At 62.3% G+C, this 21,335-nt stretch carries 19 protein-coding genes; 17 read left to right on the forward strand and 2 right to left on the reverse strand.

The window, feature by feature from the left end; all coding sequences use genetic code 11:
- Nucleotides 1–99: 99 nt before the first annotated feature.
- Nucleotides 100–1,644: a 23S rRNA (uracil(1939)-C(5))-methyltransferase RlmD gene (gene rlmD / locus DFP86_RS01550; protein WP_133678232.1), complete on the reverse strand. Its 1,545-nt coding sequence runs from the start codon at nt 1,642–1,644 to the stop codon at nt 100–102.
- A 126-nt stretch (nt 1,645–1,770) separates the two neighbouring features.
- On the opposite strand from rlmD, the gene DFP86_RS01555 reads away from it, so the two are divergent.
- From DFP86_RS01555 to DFP86_RS01590, 8 genes are all read left to right on the forward strand, one after another.
- The gene (locus DFP86_RS01555; protein ID WP_133678233.1) at nt 1,771–2,628 is read left to right on the forward strand and encodes a L,D-transpeptidase; all 858 of its coding nucleotides are present in this window, start codon (nt 1,771–1,773) and stop codon (nt 2,626–2,628) included.
- A gap of 53 nt (nt 2,629–2,681) precedes the next feature.
- Nucleotides 2,682–3,455 (forward strand): AraC family transcriptional regulator, encoded by a 774-nt coding sequence (locus tag DFP86_RS01560; RefSeq protein ID WP_133678234.1) that lies wholly within the window; start codon nt 2,682–2,684, stop codon nt 3,453–3,455.
- 104 nt (nt 3,456–3,559) lie between these two features.
- Nucleotides 3,560–4,471 carry a DMT family transporter gene (locus tag DFP86_RS01565; RefSeq protein ID WP_133678235.1) on the forward strand — a complete coding sequence of 304 codons (912 nt, stop codon included), beginning with the start codon at nt 3,560–3,562 and terminating at the stop codon, nt 4,469–4,471.
- Complete coding sequence (locus DFP86_RS01570) at nt 4,455–5,657, forward strand: MFS transporter (RefSeq protein WP_208108177.1); 1,203 nt, start codon at nt 4,455–4,457, stop codon at nt 5,655–5,657. The genes DFP86_RS01565 and DFP86_RS01570 overlap by 17 nt, the downstream gene beginning before the upstream one ends.
- A gap of 63 nt (nt 5,658–5,720) precedes the next feature.
- Nucleotides 5,721–7,106 (forward strand): glutamate--tRNA ligase, encoded by a 1,386-nt coding sequence (gltX, locus tag DFP86_RS01575; RefSeq protein WP_133678236.1) that lies wholly within the window; start codon nt 5,721–5,723, stop codon nt 7,104–7,106.
- 55 nt (nt 7,107–7,161) lie between these two features.
- Nucleotides 7,162–8,058, forward strand: coding sequence for an EamA family transporter (locus tag DFP86_RS01580; protein ID WP_133678237.1), 897 nt, complete (start codon nt 7,162–7,164; stop codon nt 8,056–8,058).
- 99 nt (nt 8,059–8,157) lie between these two features.
- Nucleotides 8,158–8,826, forward strand: a complete 669-nt coding sequence (locus tag DFP86_RS01585) for an LPP20 family lipoprotein (protein WP_243729282.1) — start codon at nt 8,158–8,160, stop codon at nt 8,824–8,826.
- A 10-nt stretch (nt 8,827–8,836) separates the two neighbouring features.
- Nucleotides 8,837–10,111: a flagellar assembly protein T N-terminal domain-containing protein gene (locus DFP86_RS01590; protein WP_133678238.1), complete on the forward strand. Its 1,275-nt coding sequence runs from the start codon at nt 8,837–8,839 to the stop codon at nt 10,109–10,111.
- A 79-nt stretch (nt 10,112–10,190) separates the two neighbouring features.
- Here DFP86_RS01590 and DFP86_RS01595 read toward each other — a convergent pair whose 3' ends face one another.
- Complete coding sequence (locus DFP86_RS01595; protein ID WP_133678239.1) at nt 10,191–11,084, reverse strand: serine hydrolase; 894 nt, start codon at nt 11,082–11,084, stop codon at nt 10,191–10,193.
- 234 nt (nt 11,085–11,318) lie between these two features.
- Here DFP86_RS01595 and uvrB point away from each other — a divergent pair, with 234 nt between their 5' ends.
- From uvrB to fliI, 9 genes are all read left to right on the forward strand, one after another.
- Entirely contained in the window at nt 11,319–13,337 is a 2,019-nt protein-coding gene (uvrB, locus tag DFP86_RS01600; RefSeq protein ID WP_133678240.1) for an excinuclease ABC subunit UvrB, read from the forward strand.
- 10 nt (nt 13,338–13,347) lie between these two features.
- A complete protein-coding gene (locus DFP86_RS01605; protein WP_133678241.1) occupies nt 13,348–13,836 on the forward strand; it encodes a low molecular weight protein-tyrosine-phosphatase in 489 nt (162 codons plus the stop codon).
- Between the two features lie 99 nt (nt 13,837–13,935).
- Entirely contained in the window at nt 13,936–14,619 is a 684-nt protein-coding gene (locus DFP86_RS01610) for a chemotaxis protein CheB (protein WP_133678242.1), read from the forward strand.
- Nucleotides 14,620–14,630: 11 nt separating this feature from the next.
- Nucleotides 14,631–15,983 carry a sigma-54-dependent transcriptional regulator gene (locus DFP86_RS01615; protein ID WP_133678243.1) on the forward strand — a complete coding sequence of 451 codons (1,353 nt, stop codon included), beginning with the start codon at nt 14,631–14,633 and terminating at the stop codon, nt 15,981–15,983.
- A gap of 18 nt (nt 15,984–16,001) precedes the next feature.
- On the forward strand, nt 16,002–16,325 hold the full coding sequence (gene fliE / locus DFP86_RS01620; RefSeq protein WP_133678244.1) for a flagellar hook-basal body complex protein FliE: 324 nt from the start codon (nt 16,002–16,004) through the stop codon (nt 16,323–16,325).
- Nucleotides 16,326–16,379: 54 nt separating this feature from the next.
- Nucleotides 16,380–18,128, forward strand: a complete 1,749-nt coding sequence (fliF, locus tag DFP86_RS01625) for a flagellar basal-body MS-ring/collar protein FliF (protein ID WP_133678245.1) — start codon at nt 16,380–16,382, stop codon at nt 18,126–18,128.
- A complete protein-coding gene (gene fliG, locus DFP86_RS01630; RefSeq protein WP_133678246.1) occupies nt 18,121–19,119 on the forward strand; it encodes a flagellar motor switch protein FliG in 999 nt (332 codons plus the stop codon). The genes fliF and fliG overlap by 8 nt, the downstream gene beginning before the upstream one ends.
- A complete protein-coding gene (locus tag DFP86_RS01635) occupies nt 19,100–19,939 on the forward strand; it encodes a FliH/SctL family protein (protein ID WP_133678247.1) in 840 nt (279 codons plus the stop codon). The genes fliG and DFP86_RS01635 overlap by 20 nt, the downstream gene beginning before the upstream one ends.
- Complete coding sequence (gene fliI, locus DFP86_RS01640) at nt 19,917–21,326, forward strand: flagellar protein export ATPase FliI (RefSeq protein WP_279526881.1); 1,410 nt, start codon at nt 19,917–19,919, stop codon at nt 21,324–21,326. The genes DFP86_RS01635 and fliI overlap by 23 nt, the downstream gene beginning before the upstream one ends.
- The last annotated feature ends 9 nt before the right edge of the window (nt 21,327–21,335 follow it).

Consider the following 21,335-nt stretch of genomic DNA (forward strand, 5'->3'; position numbering starts at 1 on the left):
GTTCATCCGGGGTCTTCAGTTTTGCTACAAAACGATCAGTAAGATGGGTCTCATCGTTCGTCACTGGGATCGAGCGATACAAACATCATCTAAAGCAGGCTACTGTTCGTCCTTCTCCGCGCTACGCGAGTCGTAGTAGTCCTTATTCGCCAGATAGTGCTGATAGCGCGCTTCCTTTTTGGCTGCGCTCTCGGCCAGTATGCGCGCCTTCTCGTCCGCTTCGGCCTTTTTACGGGCTTCCTTGGCGGCCTTGTTGGCGGCGATGCGGGCGGCCTCAAGCGCTTCCTCGGCGGCGATTTCCTCGCGACTCTTGCCCGGGCCGGTTTTCTCGAACCAGGCCACCGATTCGACGTGCGCGGTGTGCGGGAACATATTGATGATGCCGGCGGCTTTCAGGGTGTAGCCCTTGGTATTCACCAGGATGTTGGCGTCGCGCGCCAGTGTGGCCGGGTTGCAGGAGACGTAGACCAGGCGCTGGGGCGCGGTGTCGTCGTTGAGTGCCTTGCAAAGCTGTACCGCGCCGTCGCGCGGCGGGTCGATCAACATCTTGTCGAACTTGCCCAGCGCCGCGAAGCTCTCTTCGGTGACTTCGAACAGATTGGCCATTTCATAGCTGACACGGTGTTGCAGACCGTTGTGCGCGGCGTTTTCCTCTGCGCGGCGCACCAGCGGCAGGCTACCCTCCATGCCGTGCACTTCGGCGCCGGAACGGGCGATCGGCAAGGTGAAGTTGCCGATGCCGCAGAACATGTCGGCGATGCGCTCGCCAGGCTGCGGGTCGAGCAGACCCAGCGCGCGCTTGACCATGATGGCGTTGATCTGCGGGTTGACCTGGGTGAATTCGGTCGGGTTGTAAGGCATCTCGACGTTGAATTCCGCCAGGCGGTAAGTCAGGCGCGGCGCGGTCAGCGGGTAGAACGGATAACAAGTCTCCGGGCCTTTGGGCTGCAGCCACAGTTGCAGCGGGCGCGGGCCTGCGTGACGATCGGCGAAGGCGCGCAGCAAGTCTTCGTCGGCGGTGCTGATGGCATCCATATTGCGTAGCACCAGGACGTCGACGTTCTCGCCCACGGCCAGCTCGACTTGCGGCATGCGTTCGCGGATCGACAATTGGGCGATCAGCGCGCGTAGCGGCAGCAGTAGTGCCGAGATGTGCGGCGGCAGGATATGGCATTCGCTCATATCGGCGATGTAGCTGGAACGCTTTTCATGGAAGCCGACCAGCACGCAACCCTTGCGTGCCACCCAGCGCGCCGATAGGCGGGCGCGGTGGCGATATCCCCAGGCCGGCCCGGCGATCGGGGTCAGCATGCGCTCCGCCTTGACCTTGCCGATATGCTGCAGGTTGTCTTCCAGCACGCGCTGCTTGATGGCCACCTGGGCGGAGAAATCGACGTGTTGCATCGAGCAACCGCCGCAAGTGTTGTAATGCGGGCAGCGTGGCGTGGTACGGATGAAACTTTCTTTTAACACCGATACCGTGTCGGCGTTTTCGAATGTGGGTTTTTTACGATAGGAGCGGTATATTACCCGTTCATATGGTAGTGCGCCGTCGATAAAAATTGTTTTGCCATCGACGTGAGCGACGCCATGCCCTTCATAGTCGAGCGACTCAACCAGGGCAATCGTTTCGGACGGATTCATTGTTCGGAGCCAGATCAACGACTAAAGTGGCGATTTTCTCAAAAAGCGGCGCATTGCGCTGGTTTTTTTGTGAAGTCGACCAACGAGCAAGCGCGTGTGCGCGGATTCATCGGGGTGAAGGTCGGGATGTCCAAGTTTGTAGCGAGTATTTTGCTGGCGACGATTTGCCTGACGGCACGTGCCGGTTTGCCTGAACCGGATGTGCTGGTGGTCGAGCATGGCCGCCAGGTGGTGATCAATGTGCCGCAGACGCGGTTGTTCCTGTACCAGGACGGCAAGCTCGTGAAATCCTGGCCGGTGGCGGTGGGCAAGATGCTGACCGGCACGCCGACCGGCAGCTTCGACATTACCGGCATTTACCATGACCCGACCTGGCACGTGCCCAAGTCGATCCAGGCGGAAATGCGCGCCCAGGGCAAGCCGGTGCTGACCGCCGTGCCGCCCGGCGACGACAATCCGCTGGGCAAGGTGTTCATCCGCTTCGGCGAGCCGGGGCTGGGGCTTGGCATGCACGGCACCAACGCGCCGGGCAGCGTGCCGGGGTTCCGTAGTCACGGCTGCGTGCGGCTGAAGAATCCGGATGCGCTCGATTTGGCTGGACTGGTCAGCGTCGGCGACGCGGTCACGGTGGCTTATCAGGCGATTCTGCTCAATCAAGATCCAGCCGGAAATCTGTGGCTGACGGCCTATCGCAATCCCTATGGCCACGACGATGTCTCGATGCCGTGGCTGGCTCAAGTGCTGCTCAAGTGGCAGCGCGATCACAAGGTGGCGATTTTCGGCCAGCGCGTCGACGAATCGCTGCATCTGCGCAACGGCAAGCCGGTGTGCCTGACATGCCAGGGATCGGCGCCGGATTACCGAAACGTCGGGCTGACGGTGTACCGCTGGTTGTCCAATCCGCCGGATAGCACGCTGCCGGGCGATAGTTCGGCATCGCAAGGTCGACCGCCGGCCAGCGAATCGTTGCCGCCGCAAATCTGAATATCCATTTTTCATAGTAAAATCGTCGCTTTCCTTCTGATCGAGAATTGGCGATGACCGCACTGAGCGAGCATGTAGGCGATTTGTCGGCCTGGGCGCTGTCGCGCGAATATGCGCCCGGCCAAACGGTGGGGCCGCATGCACATGCCGAGGGGCAACTCATCGTGTCGATCGGCGGAGCGATGTCGCTGCAGTGCGGCGATCGCTTGTGGCTGCTGCCGCCGCAGCGCGGCGTATGGATGCCGCCGGGCAGGGTGCATTGCATGCGTGCCCGAGGTGCGGTGTCGTTACGCACGCTGTATGTGATGCCGGATTCGCGTTATCTGGCGCGTTTGCCGACCGAGCCGCGCGCCTTGACGGTGTCGGCGCTGTTGCGCGAACTGATCCTGCGTTTGGTGCGCACCGAGCGGGTGCGCTGTTCGGACGAGCGCGAGCAGCGGGTGATGCAATTGCTGGTGGACGAACTGTCCTGGTCGGACGACCTCGGTTTGCCGATGCCGGTCGATGCGGACGAACGCTTGAGCCGAGTGTGCCTGCAGTTGGTCGCCGATCCGGCCGACGGTCGCGACCTGGAGACGCTGGGCGTGGCGGTGGGGGCGTCGGGGCGCACGCTGTCGCGGTTGTTCGCCGACGAACTGGGCATGTCGTATCAACTCTGGCGCCAGCATCTGAGCGTGATGACGGCTTTGCCGCGCCTGGCGGCCGGCGAACCGGTGAGCGTGGTGGCGCTCGACCTCGGCTACGATAATCCTGGCGCTTTTGCCGCCATGTTCCGCCGCTTGATGCAGCAGGCGCCGTCCGAATATGCCCGGCAGTTCGCCGGTTGATGCGATGTTGTCCGGTTCGCCGCCGTGCCTGTCGGTTTGTCGGCGGCGCGGCGTTGGCGACATGTCTAGCATGACAGCCATTCCTGTTTTTGAAAGGCGTGTCGATGGACAGGCGCTATCTTGCCGCGCTGGTCGCGGCGACTTTTTTGTTCGGTTCCACCTTTCCTGCCAGCAAGCTGGTGTTGACCCAGGTCGGCCCGTTGTGGACGGCGGCCATGCGCTTTGCTTGCGCAACGTTGTCGCTGCTGCCGCTGGTGTGCTGGCAGCGACGGCGGGCGCCTTTGGCCGGTCGTTTGCCGCTGGGGCGTCTGGCCTTGATTGGCGCGCTGCAGACCGCGGGGTCGATGGGCTTCCTCAACTTGGGGTTGCGACATACCGCTGCGCCGCGTGCGGCGATTTTGATGGCGTGCACGCCGTTATTGGTCGCGCTGCTGTCGCGATTGTGGCTCAAGACGCCGATTCGGCCGCTGGCCTGGACAGGATTGGGGTTGGCCTTGTGCGGGGTGGTGCTGTGTGTCAGTCCTGGCGGATTGGCGGCGCCGCAGGCTGGCGATCTGCTGGTGCTGGGCGGCGCGTTGTGCTGGGCGGTGGCGACGCTGGTGATCAAGCGCATGCCGGTGGTGCTGGACATCTGGCGTCTATCGTTTTGGCAGATGTTGTTCGGTTCGCTGCTGTTGGCCGGCCTGGCGCGATGGCAGGGCGAGCCGATGCATTGGCCGCACGCCGCGGCGCTGGCGGCGTTTGTCTGGTTGGCGCTGCCCGCCACCACCGGCGCCATGGCGTTGTGGTTCCTGGCCCTGCAGTGGGGCGGCGCGGTACGCACCAGCGGATTCTTGTTCCTGTCGCCGCTGTTCGCCACCTTGTTGTCCTGGTGGCTGTTCGGCCGGCCGTTGTCTTGGCCGGAAGCAGCGGGCGGCGTGCTGGTCGGCGCGGGGCTGTATGCCCTGGCCCGCGGGGCGGAGGCGCCGGCCGAGATCACTTTTGTTTCGAGGTGTGCCCATGTCGCTTGTGACTGAACGTGCGCCGTTGGCGATGACCCCGGCGCAGCGCGGCCGGGGTATTTTGCCGCTGGCGTGCCTGGTGGTATTTATGGCGCAGATGGCGACGACCGTGTATCTGCCGTCGCTGCCGGAGGTGGCGCGCGATTTGGCGCTGCGGCAAAGCCAAGTCGAGCTGTCGATTTCCTTGTTCGTGCTCGCGGCGGCGCTGCCGCTGCTATTCTGGGGGCGAGCCGCCGACGCTTACGGGCGGCGCGCGCCGCTGCTGGGCTCGCTGGCGCTGTTCCTGCTCAGTAGCCTGGGGCTGGCGTTCTGCACCACGTTGACACAGTTACTGTGTCTGCGCGTCGTGCAGGGCATGGCGGCCGGCGGAGCGACCATCGTCGGCCGCATTCTGGTGCGCGATTATTGGCAGGGCAACGAGCTGGCGCGGCGTTTGTCGCTCTTGTCGATGGCCTTTATTTGCGCGTTGGGCGGCGGGCAGTTCGTCGGCGGCTTGATCGCGCGCTATGCCCACTGGCCGCTGGGGTTCGGCTTGATGGCTCTGGTAGCGCTGTTGGCACTGGGCTTGACGTTGGCGGTGCCAATCGAGCCGGTCGCAACGGCCAAGGCCGATGCCGGTTGGCACGCGGTGCGCTGCCTGCTTGCGCGCCGCCGTTATGTGCTGCCAGCCTGTGTCGGCGGATTGGGGTATGCGGTGTTGGTGACGCTGCAAGAGTCGAGTCCGTTTGTGTTCCGCCACGATTTTTCGCTCGGCGCGGCAGCGTTCGGTAGTCTAGGGCTGCTGTTTGCCCTGAGCTATCTGGCGGGTTCGCTGCGCGTGCATCGCCAGGCGCTGCGATTGGGCGCGCCGCGGCTGCTGGTTCGCGGTGCCCTGCAAGTCGGGTTGGCGGGGCTGGCGATCTGGTTGTTGATGGGTGTCTGGCATGCGCCGGGCCTGGTCGGTCTGCTGCTGTTTGTGCTGTTGTATGGCTTGGCGGTTTTCGGCCAGGCGGTGCTGTTTCCCAATAGCATGGCGTTGGCGGTGGACGAGGGGCGCGATCAAGGCGGCATGGCGATGGCCTTGTGCGGCTTCCTGCAGCAGATGCTGGCCGGCGCCGCCGGCATGCTGGCACTGGTACTGCCGCATGGCGCCGGCTGGGCCGTGGCGGTGTGCTGCCTGGGGCTGGCGACTTGGTGGTTGGCGCGTTTGGCCGTTAAGTGATTTGCGGGGCCTTTTGCCAACAGCGTACAATATGCGTTTATTTTTCCCTGCTGGACCCGACTCATGATCCGTACCCGTTTCGCTCCGAGCCCGACCGGTTTTCTGCATATCGGCGGCGTGCGCACCGCACTGTTTTCCTGGGCCTATGCCCGCAAGCACCAAGGGGTGTTTGTGCTGCGCATCGAAGATACCGACCTGGAGCGTTCCACCCCGGAGTCGGTGAAGGCGATTCTCGACGGCATGCATTGGGTCGGGCTGGATTACGATGAAGGCCCGTTCTATCAGACGCACCGCTTCGACCGCTACAAGGCGGTGATCCAGCAGTTGCTGGCAGACGGTCACGCTTACCTTTGCTATTGCAGCAAGGAGGAGTTGGAGACCATGCGCGCCGAGCAGGAGGCTCGCGGCGAGAAACCGCGTTACGACCGCCGCTGGCGTCCCGAAGCCGGCAAGACACTGCCGCCGGTGCCGCAAGGTATCGAGCCGGTCGTGCGCTTCAAGACCCCGCTGACCGGTGTCGTTGCTTGGGACGATGCGGTCAAGGGCCGGATCGAGATCGGCAACCAGGAACTGGACGATCTGATCATCGCCCGGCCGGACGGCAGCCCGACTTACAACTTCTGCGTCGTGGTGGACGACTGGGACATGCAGATCACCCATGTCATCCGCGGCGACGACCATGTCAACAATACCCCGCGCCAGATCAACATCCTGCAGGCGCTGGGCGCGCCGCTGCCGGTGTATGCCCATTTGCCGATGATCCTGAATGAGGATGGGCAGAAGATGTCCAAGCGCCGCGATGCGGTCAGCGTGGTCGACTATGCCGACAAAGGCATCCTGCCCGAGGCTTTGCTCAATTATCTGGCACGGCTGGGTTGGGGGCACGGCGACGACGAGTTCTTCGATATGCCGCAGTTCATCGAGTGGTTCGATCTGCAGGACGTCAGCGCCTCGGCCTCGCGTTTCGACGGCGAAAAGCTGCTGTGGCTCAACGCTCAGCACATCAAGTGTGCCGACTTGCAGCGGCTGGCCGATCTGGTGGCGCCGCGCCTCGCGGCCGAGGGAATCGCGCTCGCCGACGGCCCGGCGTTGACCGAGGTGTTGTCGCTCACGCGCGAGCGGGTACAGGATCTGAACGCGCTCGCGCGCGAGGCCGATTACTTCTACCGCAAGCGCGAGGCTGCCGACGAGGACGTGGCCAAACACCTGTCCGACGAATCGCGTGCGCGCATGGCGCGCTTCGCCGAGCGTCTGGCGGCGCTGCCGACTTGGACCGCCGAGTCGATTCACGAACTGTTCAAGCCGTTCTGCGCCGATGAGGGCATCAAGATGGGGCTGCTGGGCATGCCGCTGCGGGTGCTGGTGTGCGGTACCGCCCAGACGCCGTCGGTGGATGCGGTGTTGGCGTTGATCGGCAAGGACGAAGTGCTTCGGCGCATGAAGGGCTGACTTTGTAAATTTATCCGGGGGAAGCATGACCCGGTCGGAGGATGGACCTTTAAACATGCAAACCCCGGATATTCTCCAGGCCCTACTGGTTGTCGTGCTGTGGGGCTTCAACTTCGTGGTGATCAAATGGGGCGTCGCGGACGTGCCGCCGCTCCTTTTGGGTTGCCTACGTTTTTCGCTGTTGGCGCTGGGCGGTCTTTTTTGGGTGGCGCGTCCGCGCCTGCCTTGGCGCTGGGTGGCGCTCTATGGCCTGACGGTGGGTTTCGGTCAGTTCGCCGGTCTGTTCTGCGCCATCAAATTCGGCATGCCGGCCGGCTTGGCCTCGGTGGTGCTGCAATCCCAAGCATTTTTCACCATGCTGCTCGCCGCTCTGTTCCTGCGCGAGCATTGGCGTCCGGCCCAACTGGCCGGACTGCTGCTTGCCGCGGGCGGGCTGGCGCTGATCGGCCTGGCGCGCGGCGGCAATATGACGCTGATCGGCTTCGTGTTGACCTTGCTGGCCGCGAGTAGTTGGGCGCTGTCGAACGTGGTGGTGCGTGCCATGGTACGGCACGGACTGCAGATCGAGCCCTTGGGCTTGGTGGTATGGTCCGGCCTGGCGCCACCACTGCCGTTTCTGGCGCTGTCGCTGTGGCTGGAGGGCGGGGCGCGCGACTGGCATGCCCTGACGCATTTCTCTTGGGGATCGTTGGCGGCCGTCGCTTATCTGGCTTTTGCCGCATCGATGCTCGGTTACGGTATCTGGAGCCGCTTGCTGTCTCGCTATCCGGCCAACTCGGTGGCGCCGTTCTCGCTATTGGTGCCGTTGGTGGCGCTGTTGTGCTCGACGGTATTGCTGGGCGAGCAGCTGACGGCCATTCAGATGCTGGGCAGCGTGCTGTTGTTGTCAGGGCTGTTGGTCAACCTTTTTGGGCCAAAATTGTTGAATTCTTTGTTAAAACAGAGCAGTTAAGATTCTTATGCTCAAGTTTTTCTTTAATAGGTCGATGTAGCGGTTGACGTTGGCTGGTAATGGTTCATACCATTCGAAATATTACAAATGGGGTCTGACATGAGAAATACCTATAAAACCATCCCGCTGCTACTGTTGCTGACGGCTTGTGCCCATGCCGATAACCCTCAAGTCATGACACCCCCCGCTCCCGAACCGGTCGTTGCCGCGGCGCCTGCCCCCGCACCCATGGCGCAAGTGGATGCCCGTACCGGCGTTGGCTTCGTCGGCGCGGGTATCGAACCGGAGGCACCGAAGGTGGTGGTTAAGGAAGTCGACCCCTATCAACCGATCAAGATCCGAGTGACGGGGCAGGGCACGGTGCCGGTATCCAAGGCGCTGTCCGCCTCGCAACGCAAGCTGCTGTCGATTCGCGCCGCCAAGCTCGATGCTTTCCGCGCTATCGCCGAGCAGGTGCAAGGGATGAAGTTGGTGGGCAATAGCTCGGTGGCGAACATGGTGTCCGTCAGCGATAGCTTCCGTACTTATGTCGATGCCTATCTGCGCGGTGTGAACATCGTGTCGTCGTCGATGCAATCCGACGGCACCAGCGAGGTGGTGGCCGAGATCGTGCTCGACAAGGATTTCTACCTGCAGTTTAAGTCGGCGCTCAGCCAGACCGGCAGTGTGATGAAGGCCGCGCAGCAAAACGGTGCGCAAGGCGTTCAGTGCGGCACGGATAATTGTGCGTCCGCGCGTTACGGCAGCAACTTCTATAACGCCCAATAAACAGGATGCCATGCGCCTGAACAAGCTCTCCGCCGCCCTTGTGGCGGCTTTGTTTTTATCTGCGGCCGAGGCCGCGCCGATCGAGGCCAATGGTTCGGCGCCTCTGGATGCCGGCGTGACCGCCGCGCGCGAGATGGCGATCCAGGATGCATTGCGCCAGGCGGCGCTGTCGCAGGGGGCGCAGGTGAATTCGGCGCAGTACATGAATTCGGGTGTGGTGAGCGAATCCACCAGCCTGTCGGCGGCCCCCATTTCCGGCAAGGTCAAGGTTCTGGATGAACATGCCGATGGCGATTTATATCAGGTGCGGGTACAAATCGACCCCGATCAGCCCGTTCAGTCTGGCCCGTCCGCCGGCAGGGCGCCTGCCGGCTGTGGCGTGCCCGATGGCCGCGCGTTGCGTCGTCGGGTGGCTGCGGCCTATTTCTATGTTGATCATCCGGCGGATGCCAACGACCTGGATGCGCTGGGCGTGCGCTTGGCGCACGATATGGCACGCCGCCTGGCGCTGCGCAGCAATGAGTTTGCGGCGCGCGATGCCGGCAATATCGGCCTGCTGCCCAACGACCGCCTGACCGAGCCCGCCTTGGCCGCCGGCACCGTGCGCCAGCTGGCGGGGAGTACCAATGCGCAGTTCGTGGTGGCAGGACGGGTATTATCGACGTCGGTCACCAAGCGCGCACTTCGTCCCACGCTGTTCGGCTCGACCGTCACCAGCCAGCAGGGTGCGTACTATTCCGGTCCGCTCTCGGCGCTGTTAGGGCCGGGAGTGATCTATCGCCCGGTTGCGCGCGAGTTCCAGTTGGAGCTATGGATCTACGATGGCCTGACCGGCAGCCTGCTGCGCACGCAGCAGTTTTCCACCTCCGCCACCGGCTATATCCAACCTAAGGTTCAGCCGGTGTTCGGTTCGGAGGCCTTCTGGCAGACCGACTACGGCGAAGAAATCAATACCTTGCTGGACCAAGTGACCGAGGATGTGACAGCGACATTGAGCTGCATTCCGTTCACGGCGCGCGTACTGCGCGTGGCCGACGGGCAGGTTTATCTGGATGCCGGCGGACTGGATGGATTGCAGGTCGGCGACAAGATGCTGGTGTATCGTCAGCGCCTATCCAATACGCTGGTCGATCCGCTCAGCGGACAGGAATTGGGGGTGCCGGAGACGTTGCTGGGCGATGTGTCGTTGATCCAGGTGCAGCCGAATCTGTCGGTGGCGCTGGCGCACGGGGTGAAGAGTTCGGTGCAGGCGGGGGATTTGCTACGATTTATTCCTAAGCGTTAAAGATCTTTTGACGCCATAAATAAGAAAAAAGCGCGAAATTCGCGCTTTTTTCTTATTTGCCATTCGGCCTGGTGGGCGATCAGCTCGCCGCGAGCCAGCTCTGCGGGTGGCTTTCCAACCAGCTCTTGATGGCTCGCGCATCGTTGGCGCGCGATTGGCCGCCGCCGGAAGACAGGATGACGATGATCAGCGGCTGGGTACCGACGGTGGCTTCCATCACCATGCAATGGCCGGCTTCGTTGATGTAGCCGGTTTTTTGCAACGCGATGTCCCAACTGCCTTCGCGCACCAGCGCATTGCTGTTGCGATACTGCAGCAGGCGGTTGGAGACCGAATAGATTTCATGTTGCGAGGTGGTGGTGAATTCTTTGATCAGCGGGTAGTTTTGCGCCGCCTTGACCATGCGCGCCAAGTCGCGGGCCGTGGAGGTATTGCGCATGTCCAGGCCGGTCGGGTCGTAGAACACCGAGTCGCTCATGCCGAGCTGGCGCGCTTTGTCGTTCATGCGCGCGACGAAGGCGCGGGTTCCGCCGGGCAGCGCGGTCCGCGCTAGTGCGGCGGCGGCACGATTCTCGGACGACATCAACGCCAACAGCAGCATTTCCTTGCGCGGTAGGGTGGTGCCGACGGCCAGGCGCGAACGGGTGTGCTTGACGCGATCGATTTCGGCGTCGGTGACGGCGATCGGCTCATCGAGCGATACGCCCGAATCGAGCAGGACCATAGCGGTCATCAGCTTGCTGATCGAGGCGATGGGTTGGCGTTGGTCGACACGTTTTTCGTAGAGCGGTTCGCCGGTATTGCCGTTGAGCACCAGGACCGACTGGGCCGACAGGCGCGGAGCGGTATAGAAAGCCATCTGCTCCGTCACGCGGACGGTAGCGGTTTGGGCGATCGGTTGGGCCTGCGCCCCTGCGGGCACGGCCGCGGCGGCCAGAGTCATGGCCAGCCAGCCAGCGAAATGCTTCAACATCAGGTACCTTTCCTATGCCTGGCGGAACCCGTCTAAAACCCTCGCCGATCGAAGATGGGAAAGGGTTTTAGAGGAGTACCGCCGTTAGGGATAAATGTTTGTGGCCCTATTTTAATCAAGCATAGTTTTTGTGTGGGCAATAATTCGCAAATTTTGCCTAAAAAGGCCCAATTGAATCCGTGTCGGGCCAAGTGCGCTAAAATACGATTTCGATCCGCAGCCGAGTTTGCCGCCATGCAAGTCAGCTTTCCTGACAGTCCGTTCTTACTGAATCAACCGTTTCCGCCTGCCGGCGACCAGCCTGGCGCCATCGACCAACTGGTCGAAGGGCTGTCGGACGGGCTGGCATATCAAACGTTGCTGGGGGTGACCGGCTCCGGGAAAACGTTCACGATGGCCAATGTTATTGCGCGAACAGGTCGCCCGGCGATCATTATGGCGCACAATAAAACCCTGGCTGCGCAACTTTATGCCGAGATGCGCGAGTTTTTCCCGAGTAACGCAGTCGAGTATTTCGTTTCGTATTACGACTACTATCAGCCGGAAGCCTATGTGCCCAGCCGAGATCTTTTCATCGAAAAAGACTCGAGCATCAACGAGCACATCGAGCAGATGCGTCTGTCGGCCACCAAGTCGATCCTGGAGCGCCCGGACTGCGTCATTGTTGCAACAGTTTCCGCAATATATGGTATCGGCGATCCCTCCGACTACCATCAAATGATTCTGCATTTGAAGGAAGGCGAGCGCCTGGAGCAGCGTGCGATCATCGCCCGCCTGGTCGGCATGCAGTACGAGCGGGCGGAAATGGATTTTCGCCGCGGCTCGTTCCGGGTACGCGGCGACGTCATCGATATTTTCCCGGCGGAAAGCGCGGAGTTGGCGTTGCGGGTGGCGATGTTCGACGACGAGATCGAGGCCTTGACGCTGTTCGACCCGTTAACCGGCACCACGCGCCAGCGGCTGGGCCGCTTTACGGTGTTCCCCGGCAGCCATTACGTGACGCCGCGCGATACCGTGCTCAAGGCCTGCGAGAAGATCAAGTTGGAGCTCAATCAGCGGGTGGCTTTCTTTCAGCAAGAGGGCAAGCTGGTCGAAGCGCAGCGGCTTGAGCAGCGCACGCGTTTCGATCTGGAAATGCTGTACGAGATGGGTTTCTGCAAGGGGATCGAAAATTACTCGCGCCATTTTTCCGGTCGTGCGGCCGGCGATCCGCCGCCGACGCTGATCGACTATCTACCGAAAAACGCGCTGATGTTCATCGACGAGTCGCACGTGACGATTCCGCAGGTCGGCGGCATGTATCGCGGCGACCGGGCGCGCAAGGTCAATCTGGTCGATTACGGCTTCCGCTTGCCCTCGGCGGTGGATAACCGGCCGCTGACCTTCGAAGAGTTCGAGCGCTTGATGCCGCAGGCTGTCTTCGTGTCCGCCACGCCTTCCGAGTACGAGGCAACGCATGCCGGCCAAGTGGTCGAGCAGGTGGTGCGCCCGACCGGCCTGGTCGACCCGGAAGTGATTATCCGTCCGGTGACCACGCAGGTGGACGATCTGCTGTCCGAGATTCGCGCCCGCGTGGACAGCAATCAACGCGTGCTGGTGACCACGCTGACCAAGCGTATGGCGGAGCAGTTGGCCGACTATTACACCGAGCACGGCATCAAGGTACGGTACTTGCACTCGGACATCGACACCGTGGAACGGGTGGAAATCATTCGCGATCTGCGTCTTGGTATGTTCGACGTGCTCATCGGTATTAACCTGCTGCGCGAAGGGTTGGATATTCCCGAGGTGTCGCTGGTGGCGATCCTGGATGCCGACAAGGAAGGCTTCCTGCGTTCGGAGCGTTCGCTGATCCAGACCATCGGCCGCGCGGCGCGGCACTTGCACGGCCAGGCGATTTTGTATGCCGATCGTATGACCAATTCGATGCAGCGCGCGATCGACGAAACCGAGCGCCGGCGTCATAAGCAGCTCGGCTTCAATGAGGCGCATGGCATCGTACCGACAGGCGTGAAGAAGGAAATCAAGGATCTGATCGATGGCGTCTATCATGCCGGCGGCGAGGCGGAAAATCGCAAGCGTGCACTCGATCGCCGCGTGGCGCGCATGGACGAGAAGGAACTGTCGCGCGAGATCAAGCGCCTGGAGAAGGAGATGATGACCGCGGCGCGCGATCTGGACTTCGAGCGCGCGGCGCAGTTGCGCGACGAATTGAAGGCGCTCAAAGAGGCCGCCTTCATCAATGGCGAGTGAGGAGAAGCGAATGATCGATGCTAAGCGCGGCTTCGCGGTATTGTTTGTTTGCCACGGCAATATCTGTCGCTCGCCGACGGCGGAGGGGGTGATGAAGAGCCGGGCTGCTCGGGCCGGCTTGAGCGAGGTGCTACGGGTCGACTCGGCGGGTACGAGCGGTTGCCATACCGGCGAGGCGCCGGACCGCCGCTCGCAACGCACGGCCGGTCAGCGCGGTTACGATCTGTCGGCGCAGATCGCCCGGCAGGTCACTGCGGACGATTTCGAGCGTTTCGATTTGATTCTGGCGGCCGACCGGCACAATCTGGCCGATCTGCGCGCGCGTTGCCCGGCACCGCTGCAGCACAAGTTGGCGTTGATGTTGGATGTGCTGCCGGCGGGGAGCGAGCGCGAGGTGCCGGATCCCTACTACGGCGGGCCGACTGGCTTCGATCATGTACTCGATCTGCTCGAAGCGGCGTGCGATGGCTGGATCGAAAAGATCGTCGACAGGCCCTAACCCATGCGATTTGTTTGTGTGTAATAGATAGTGGTGCGCGGTCGCAACTGCTAAGCTAAAGCCAATCGATCCAACAAAAAATAAAGGGGTGAGCAATTCATGGAGCGTGCGCGTTCTGATCAGCCTCTGCATGTTGTGCCTAGCCTCAGTGCCGATGTCATTTTGCCGCTCACGCCGGGGCGCCAGCCGCTGGCGCGGCAGACGGTGATCGTCATCGGTTCTTCGACCGGCGGTACCGAGGCGCTGCGTGTACTTCTCACGGCCTTGCCCAAGGAAATGCCGCCCATCTTGATCACCCAGCATATGCCCGAGATGTTTACCCACTCCTTCGCCGAGCGGCTCAACAGTCTGTGCAAACTGGAGGTCAAGGAGGCGCGAAGCGACGAGCGTTTGCACGAGGGGACGGTCTATATCGCGCCGGGGCATTCGCATTTGATGGTCAAGTCGGCGCCGACCATCGGCTATGCCACCGCCTTGTCGAACGGCGAGCCGGTCAATCGCCACCGTCCGTCGGTGGATGTGTTGTTCCGCTCGGCCGCCAACGTGGCCGGCCGCAACTGCATCGGCGTGATCTTGACCGGCATGGGGCGCGATGGCGCCAACGGGATGCTGGAGCTTCGGCAGTCCGGCTCGTACAATATCGCCCAGGATGAGGCTAGCTGCGTGGTGTTTGGCATGCCCAAGGAGGCCATCGCCAACGGATCGACCCACGAGGTGCTGCCGCTTAACGCCATTGCCAGTCGATTGGTGGTGCTGGCCAAACAACGACAACCGACTAACTGATTTTCTATCCGATGAATTTTCTCCCTGTTCTGGTGGTCGAGGACGATGCCGACCTGCGCGAGGCCATTGTCGATACGCTGAGCTTGGCCGGGTATCAGACGCTGGAGGCCCACGATGGCACCAGCGCGCTGGCGCGCCTGCAAGAGGCGCCGGTCGGTCTGATCATTTCCGACGCGCAGATGGCGCCGATGGACGGTTACACCTTGTTCGCGGAGGTCAAACAGCGCCACCCGGGCCTGCCTTTCATTCTGATGACCGCCTATGGTGTGATCGAGCGTGCTATCGATCTGTTGCGCGCCGGCGCGACCCACTATCTGCTCAAACCGTTCGAGCCGCAGGATTTGATCTCCGAAGTGGAAAAGCACTTGCTGCGCATGCCGGAAGAGGATCGTGGCGAGGTGGTGGCGGAGTCCGCGGCGATGCGGCAATTGTTCTCGCTGGCAAGCCGCGTGGCGCAGAGCGACGCCACCGTGCTGCTGTCCGGTCCGAGCGGTAGCGGCAAGGAAGTGTTGGCGCGCTATATCCACCGTCACTCCAAACGGCGCGAAGGCCCTTTCGTGGCGGTCAACTGCGCCGCCATTCCCGATACCTTGTTGGAGTCGACGTTATTCGGCCACGAGAAGGGCGCGTTTACCGGTGCGAGTCACGCCATGCCGGGCAAGTTCGAACAGGCGCAGGGCGGCACGTTGCTGCTGGACGAAGTCACCGAAATGCCGCTGGCGCTGCAGGCCAAGTTGCTGCGGGTGTTGCAGGAGCGCGAATTGGAGCGGGTGGGCGGCTCCAGAACCATTCGGTTGGACATTCGTATCGTGGCAACCACCAACCGCGATATCCAGAGCTTCGTCGACGATGGCCGCTTCCGCGAAGACCTGTATTTCCGTCTGAATGTGTTCCCGCTGAAGATCCCCGCGCTGGCCGATCGGCGCGATGATATTCTGCCCCTGGCACGGCGTATGCTTAAAAGGTATGCACAGGCGGCGGAAAGAACGAATTTGACGCTGTCTGTCGAGGCGGAACGTCAATTGACGGCCTATGAGTGGGAGGGTAACATCCGCGAACTGGAAAATGTGATGCAGCGGGCGGTGATTCTTGCCGCCGGACCGGCAATTCTTGCCGCCGATCTAATGCTGGATCCGCACTCCGGGCTTGCGGAACAGGTTGCCCCACGCGCCGAACTCGCGAACGACGAGGCTGATGCCGATATGCGTTCGTTGGAAAAGCGCCATATTTTGGAAACCCTGGCGGCCGTGGGCGGGGTAAAAAAGCTGGCAGCCGAGAAACTCGGCATCAGCGAACGCACCCTGCGCTACAAGCTGCAGCGCTATCGCGAAGAAGATGGCGGTGCGGCAATGCCACCACCGTAACAAGTTTGGGAGTTGACCATGTCGACGCAAGGAATCGATCAGCTGCTGAGTGAGCTCAGATCGGCTTCCGCCCTGGCCGCGGGCAAGCCGGCCGCTTCGCAGCAGCAAGAGACGCCTCAGGTTGATTTTGCCGATGTGCTGAAGTCCACCATCGATCAGGTGAATTCCGCACAGCAGACGTCGCAGGAAATGCAAAAGCAGTTCGAGTTGGGGGACGAGAGCGTCAATCTGCAAGATGTTATGGTATCTTTGCAGAAAGCCAGCTTGTCGTTCCAGACCATGGTCCAGGCGCGCAATAAGCTGGTCTCCGCCTATCAGGACATTATGAATACCCAGGTCTAGCGCTGTCCTGTCCGCTTGCCGGCAGCGGTTAGAACCGAAAGCTAAAACCACTGTATGGCAGATCTGGCAGAAAACGAAAATACACCCGCGTGGCGTGTCCGCCTGAATGAAGCGCTCGAGCGCTTCAAGGCGCTGCCGCCCAACAAGAAGTTTCTCTTCTACGGCGCCATCGCGGCGCTGTTCGCTGTCGTCATCGGTTTCGCGTTGGTCAACCGCGAGCCGGCCTACAAGATCCTGTTCGCCAATTTGGCCGATCGCGATGGTGGCCAGGTCACCGCGGCCCTGCAGCAGATGAACGTTCCCTATCAGCTCGGTGCCGGCGGTGTCATCTCCGTGCCGTCCGATCAGGTGTACGACATCCGCCTCAAGCTGGCGGCGCAAGGTTTGCCGAAGGCCAGCGGCGTCGGTTTCGAACTGATGGACAACCAGAAATTCGGCATCAGCCAGTTCGCCGAGCAGGTCAACTATCAGCGCTCGATCGAGGGCGAGCTTGCGCGGACCATCGAATCCGTCGACGCGGTGCAAAGCGCCCGCGTGCATATCGCCACACCTAAGCAGAGTGTGTTCGTGCGCGAGCAAGAACCGACGACCGCGTCGGTGATGCTCAGCCTCTACCCGGGTCGCGTGCTCGACGCGGGACAAGTCGCCGGCATGTTGCACCTGGTGTCGAGCGCCGTGCCGGGGCTCGCGGTCAAGAACGTGACCATCGTCGACCAGGACGGCAATCTGCTGTCGCAATCGCCGGATCTGGACGCCTCGGGCAATGGGCTCGATTCGCGGCAGTTGAAGTATGTGCGTTCGGTCGAGGACGATTACGCCAAGCGGATCGAGGCGATCCTGGAACCGATCTTCGGTAAGGGCAACGCACATGCCCAGGTCAGTGCCTCGCTCGATTTCTCCGAAGTCGAACAGACCTCGGAAACCTATCGCCCCAACTCCAGTCCGAATCCGTCGTCGACCCGCAGTCAGCAGATCGTCGAGAAACTGAACAATTCGAGCACCCAGCCGACCGGTGTGCCGGGCTCGCTGTCGAACCAGCCGCCGTCCGCGGCCTCCGCGCCGATCACGCTGCCGCCGGGCGCGTTGCCCGGTACGCAGACGCTGTCCGGGCAGTCGTTAGGGCAGAACGGCGCGGTCGAGCGCGACATCACCACCAATTACGAAGTGGACAAGACCATTTCGCACACCACCCTGCCCAAGGGCATTCTCAAGCGGCTGACCGCCGCGGTGGTGGTCAACTACCGCAATCTGCCCGACCGTAACGGCGACTTGAAGCCCACGCCGTTGACCGCGCAGGAGATGCTACAGGTCAACAATCTGGTGCACGAGGCCATCGGCTTCAACCAGTCGCGCGGCGACAGCGTCAACGTGGTCAATGCGGCCTTCGCCGATGCGCTAGCGCCGGTGACGTTGAAGGATCGTGCCTTTACTTTCGTCAGCGACAACGGCACCGCCATTCTGAAGTACGCGTTGGTGGCCATTGCCGCCCTATATCTGCTGTTCGGTGTGGTGCGCCCGGTGGTGCGCGAGGTATTGCGGCCGCCGCGTCCGGCTACGCCCGAGTCCGGCGGCATCGAGCCGGGGCTCGCGGTCGAGGGCGGACGGCTGTTGGCGGTGGCAGGCGACGAGGAGTTGGTGGACGAAAACGGCAATCCGTTGTCCGAAGAGGCGCGCAACAAGGATCCGCGCTATCTGCAGCGTAAGCACTATGCTGACAATATCGAGCTGGCGCGCGAGATGGTGAAGGCCGATCCGCGCATGGCCGCTCAGATCATCAAGGAATGGATCAGCTCAGATGAGTGATGCCGGAGTCCACCGTAGCGCCGTGCTGCTATTCAGCCTCGGTCAGGCTCATGCCGTCGAGGTGTTCAAGTATCTCGGCCCGAAGGAAGTGCAGAAGATTTCGCTGGCCATGGCCGCGATCAATAACCTCAGTCACGAGGAGATCGACAAGGTCATCGGCCAGTTCCGCGAGGAGTGTCAGGCACGCGCCAGCATCGGCGCGTCCGACGAATACCTGCGCAACGTGCTGGTCGAGGCGTTGGGGCCGGATAAGGCGGCCAACCTGCTCGACCGCATCATGCAGGGTAACGACCACAGCGGTATCGAGAGCCTGAAGTGGATGGATCCCAGCTCCGCTGCCGATTTGATCCGCAACGAACACCCGCAGATCATCGCGACCATCCTGGTGCATCTCGACCCCGATCTGGCGAGCTCCATCCTGGCCTATTTTCCCGAGCGTCTGCGCAACGAGGTGCTGATCCGGACCGCGACGCTCGAAGGCGTGCAGCCGCAGGCGCTACGCGAGCTCAACGATGTGCTGACCCAACTGTTGTCGGGGTCGGATCGTCTCAAGAAGAGCGCGGCCGGTGGCGTGGGCATGACCGCCGAGATCCTCAACTTCATGGGCAACACGGTCGAGGCGTCGGCGCTCAACTACATTCGCGAATACGACCCCGAGCTGGCGCAGCGTATCCAGGACAAGATGTTCGTGTTCGAAAACCTGCTCGAAGTCGACGATCGCTCCATCCAGACCATTCTGCGCGAAGTGCAGACCGACTCGCTGGTGGTGGCACTCAAGGGTACCAGCAGCGAACTCAAGGAAAAGATTTTCCGCAACATGTCGCAGCGCGCAGCGGAAATGTTGCGCGACGATCTGGAAGCCAAGGGGCCGGTCAAGTTGTCCGAGGTCGAGGCCGAGCAGAAGGAAATCCTCAAGATCGTGCGCAAACTCGCCGACGATGGTCAGATCGTGCTAGGCAGCAAGGGTGGTGATGAAGGACTTGTCGAATAAGGGCATCATCCCGGCCGACGAGCTATCCGATTGGCAGAGCTGGTCGATGGGCGAATTGCAGTCCGGGAAGCTTGGCGAGCAGAAGTCTGCGCAGCCGTTCGATGGGTTGACTGCCGCCCAAGTCGAAGCGCTGACCGCCAGTCTCGCGCCCGCTGAAACGCCTATGTCGATCGAACCCCTACCCGAGCCCGACGAGATCGAGACCGCTCCGCCAGCCCCGCAGCTGGGGTATCCCACGGCCGCCGAACTGGAGTCGATTCACCAGGAAGCTTGGCAGACGGGTCATGATGCCGGTTTTGCGGCCGGCGAAGCGGAAGGGCGCGAATGGGGACAGCGAGAAGGCCTGGCCGCCGGTTTGGCCGAGGCTCAGCAGCGCTTTACCGAAGCCTGGGCGCCACTGGAGCAGTTGGCGACGGGGTTTTCCGATGCCTTGCATGCGCTCGAAACGCAGCTGTCGGGCGACGTGCTGGCGCTCGCGGTAAAGCTTGCCGAGCGACTGGTGGCTGCGCACTTGGCCGCTGATCCCCGTGCGATCGAGCCCTTGTTGCGCCAGGCTTTGGCCGCACTGCCCGCCACGCTGGCGCAAGGGCGGCTGAGAGTCAACCCGCTCGACCTCGGCGTCGCGCGCGCATTCTTGCAGCAAGAGCGCCCGGAAACGGTTTGGCAATGGATCGAAGATGCGTCGGTGCCGCGTGGCGGCTGCCTGGTGGAAACCCCCTCGCTTAGCCAAGACCTGACACACCCTGCGCGGTTGGCCGCCATGTCGCGCGCGCTGGGTCTGGCGGAGGAAACCGACGATGACGATGTCGACAACGTTTGATTCGCTGGGGGCGCGTCAGCGTCAGTTCTTGAGCGAGTGCGGTCGTGTCGCCGACGAGGCGGTGTTGTCGCCTGCGAGCGGTCGGCTCACACGCGTTACCGGCATGGTTATGGAGGCCGTGGGTCTCAAGTTGCCGGTCGGCAGTGCCTGCCAGGTCGAGTTGGCCGAAGGGCATCGCGTAGAGGCCGAGGTCGTCGGCTTTTCCGGCGATAAATTGTTTCTCATGCCGCTGTCCAATGTGCACGGTCTGCAGCCCGGCACGCCGATTACGCCGCTCGCGCCCAATCATCCGCCACACTACGGCAAGACCGCCGTCGCCGCCCGGGTCAATGGCCCGGCGGGGCGCCTGGTGCCGGTCGGCGCCACTTTGCTTGGGCGCGTGCTCGATTCGCTCGGGCGGCCGCTCGATGGGTTGGGGCCGATTCATCCCGAGGCGTTCTTCCCGCTGCACAGTCAACCCATCAACCCGCTCGGCCGTTCGCTGGTCAAAGATGTGCTCGACGTCGGTGTACGCGCCATCAATGGCCTCTTGACTGTCGGGCGTGGCCAGCGTCTTGGGCTGTTCGCCGGTTCCGGCGTCGGCAAGAGCGTGCTGCTAGGCATGATGGCGCGCTTCACCCGCGCCGATGTGGTGGTGGTCGGCCTGATCGGCGAGCGCGGCCGAGAAGTGAAGGACTTCATCGAGAACATCCTGGGCGACGAAGGCCGCCGCCGCGCCGTGGTCGTGGCCGCACCGGCCGATATGCCGCCGTTGATGCGTCTGCATGGTGCCGCCTACGCCACCGCGCTGGCCGAATATTTCCGCGATCAGGGCCTCGACGTGCTGTTGTTGATGGACTCGGTGACGCGCTACGCCATGGCGCAGCGAGAGATCGCGCTGGCCATCGGCGAGCCGCCGGTAACCAAGGGCTATCCGCCGTCGGTGTTCGCCCGGTTGCCGCAACTGATCGAGCGTGCCGGCAATGCCGCCGAGGGCGGTGGGTCGATCACGGCTTTCTATACCGTGTTGTCCGAGGGGGACGACCAGCAAGACCCGGTCGCCGACGCATCGCGCGCCATTCTAGACGGCCACTTCGTGTTGAGTCGCGAACTGGCCGAGTCCGGTCACTACCCGGCCATCGACATCGAACAGTCGATCAGCCGGGTGATGGTGGATGTGGTCGACCGCGAGCATACCGAGCTCGCGCGTCGCTTTAAGCAGCTGTATTCGCGCTACCAGCGCAATAAGGATCTGATCAGCGTCGGCGCTTACGTGCCGGGCTCCGATCCGTTGCTTGACGAGGCCATCCGCCGCGAGGCCCAGATGGCGGCGTTTTTGATGCAGCCGATGCACGACTCGCACGATTTTCCCTCCACCGTCGAGCAACTGCGCAACGTGCTGCGCTGACCATCGGGT

Origin of the sequence: Paludibacterium purpuratum, assembly GCF_004363805.1 — a bacterium.
Classification (GTDB): domain Bacteria; phylum Pseudomonadota; class Gammaproteobacteria; order Burkholderiales; family Chromobacteriaceae; genus Paludibacterium; species Paludibacterium purpuratum.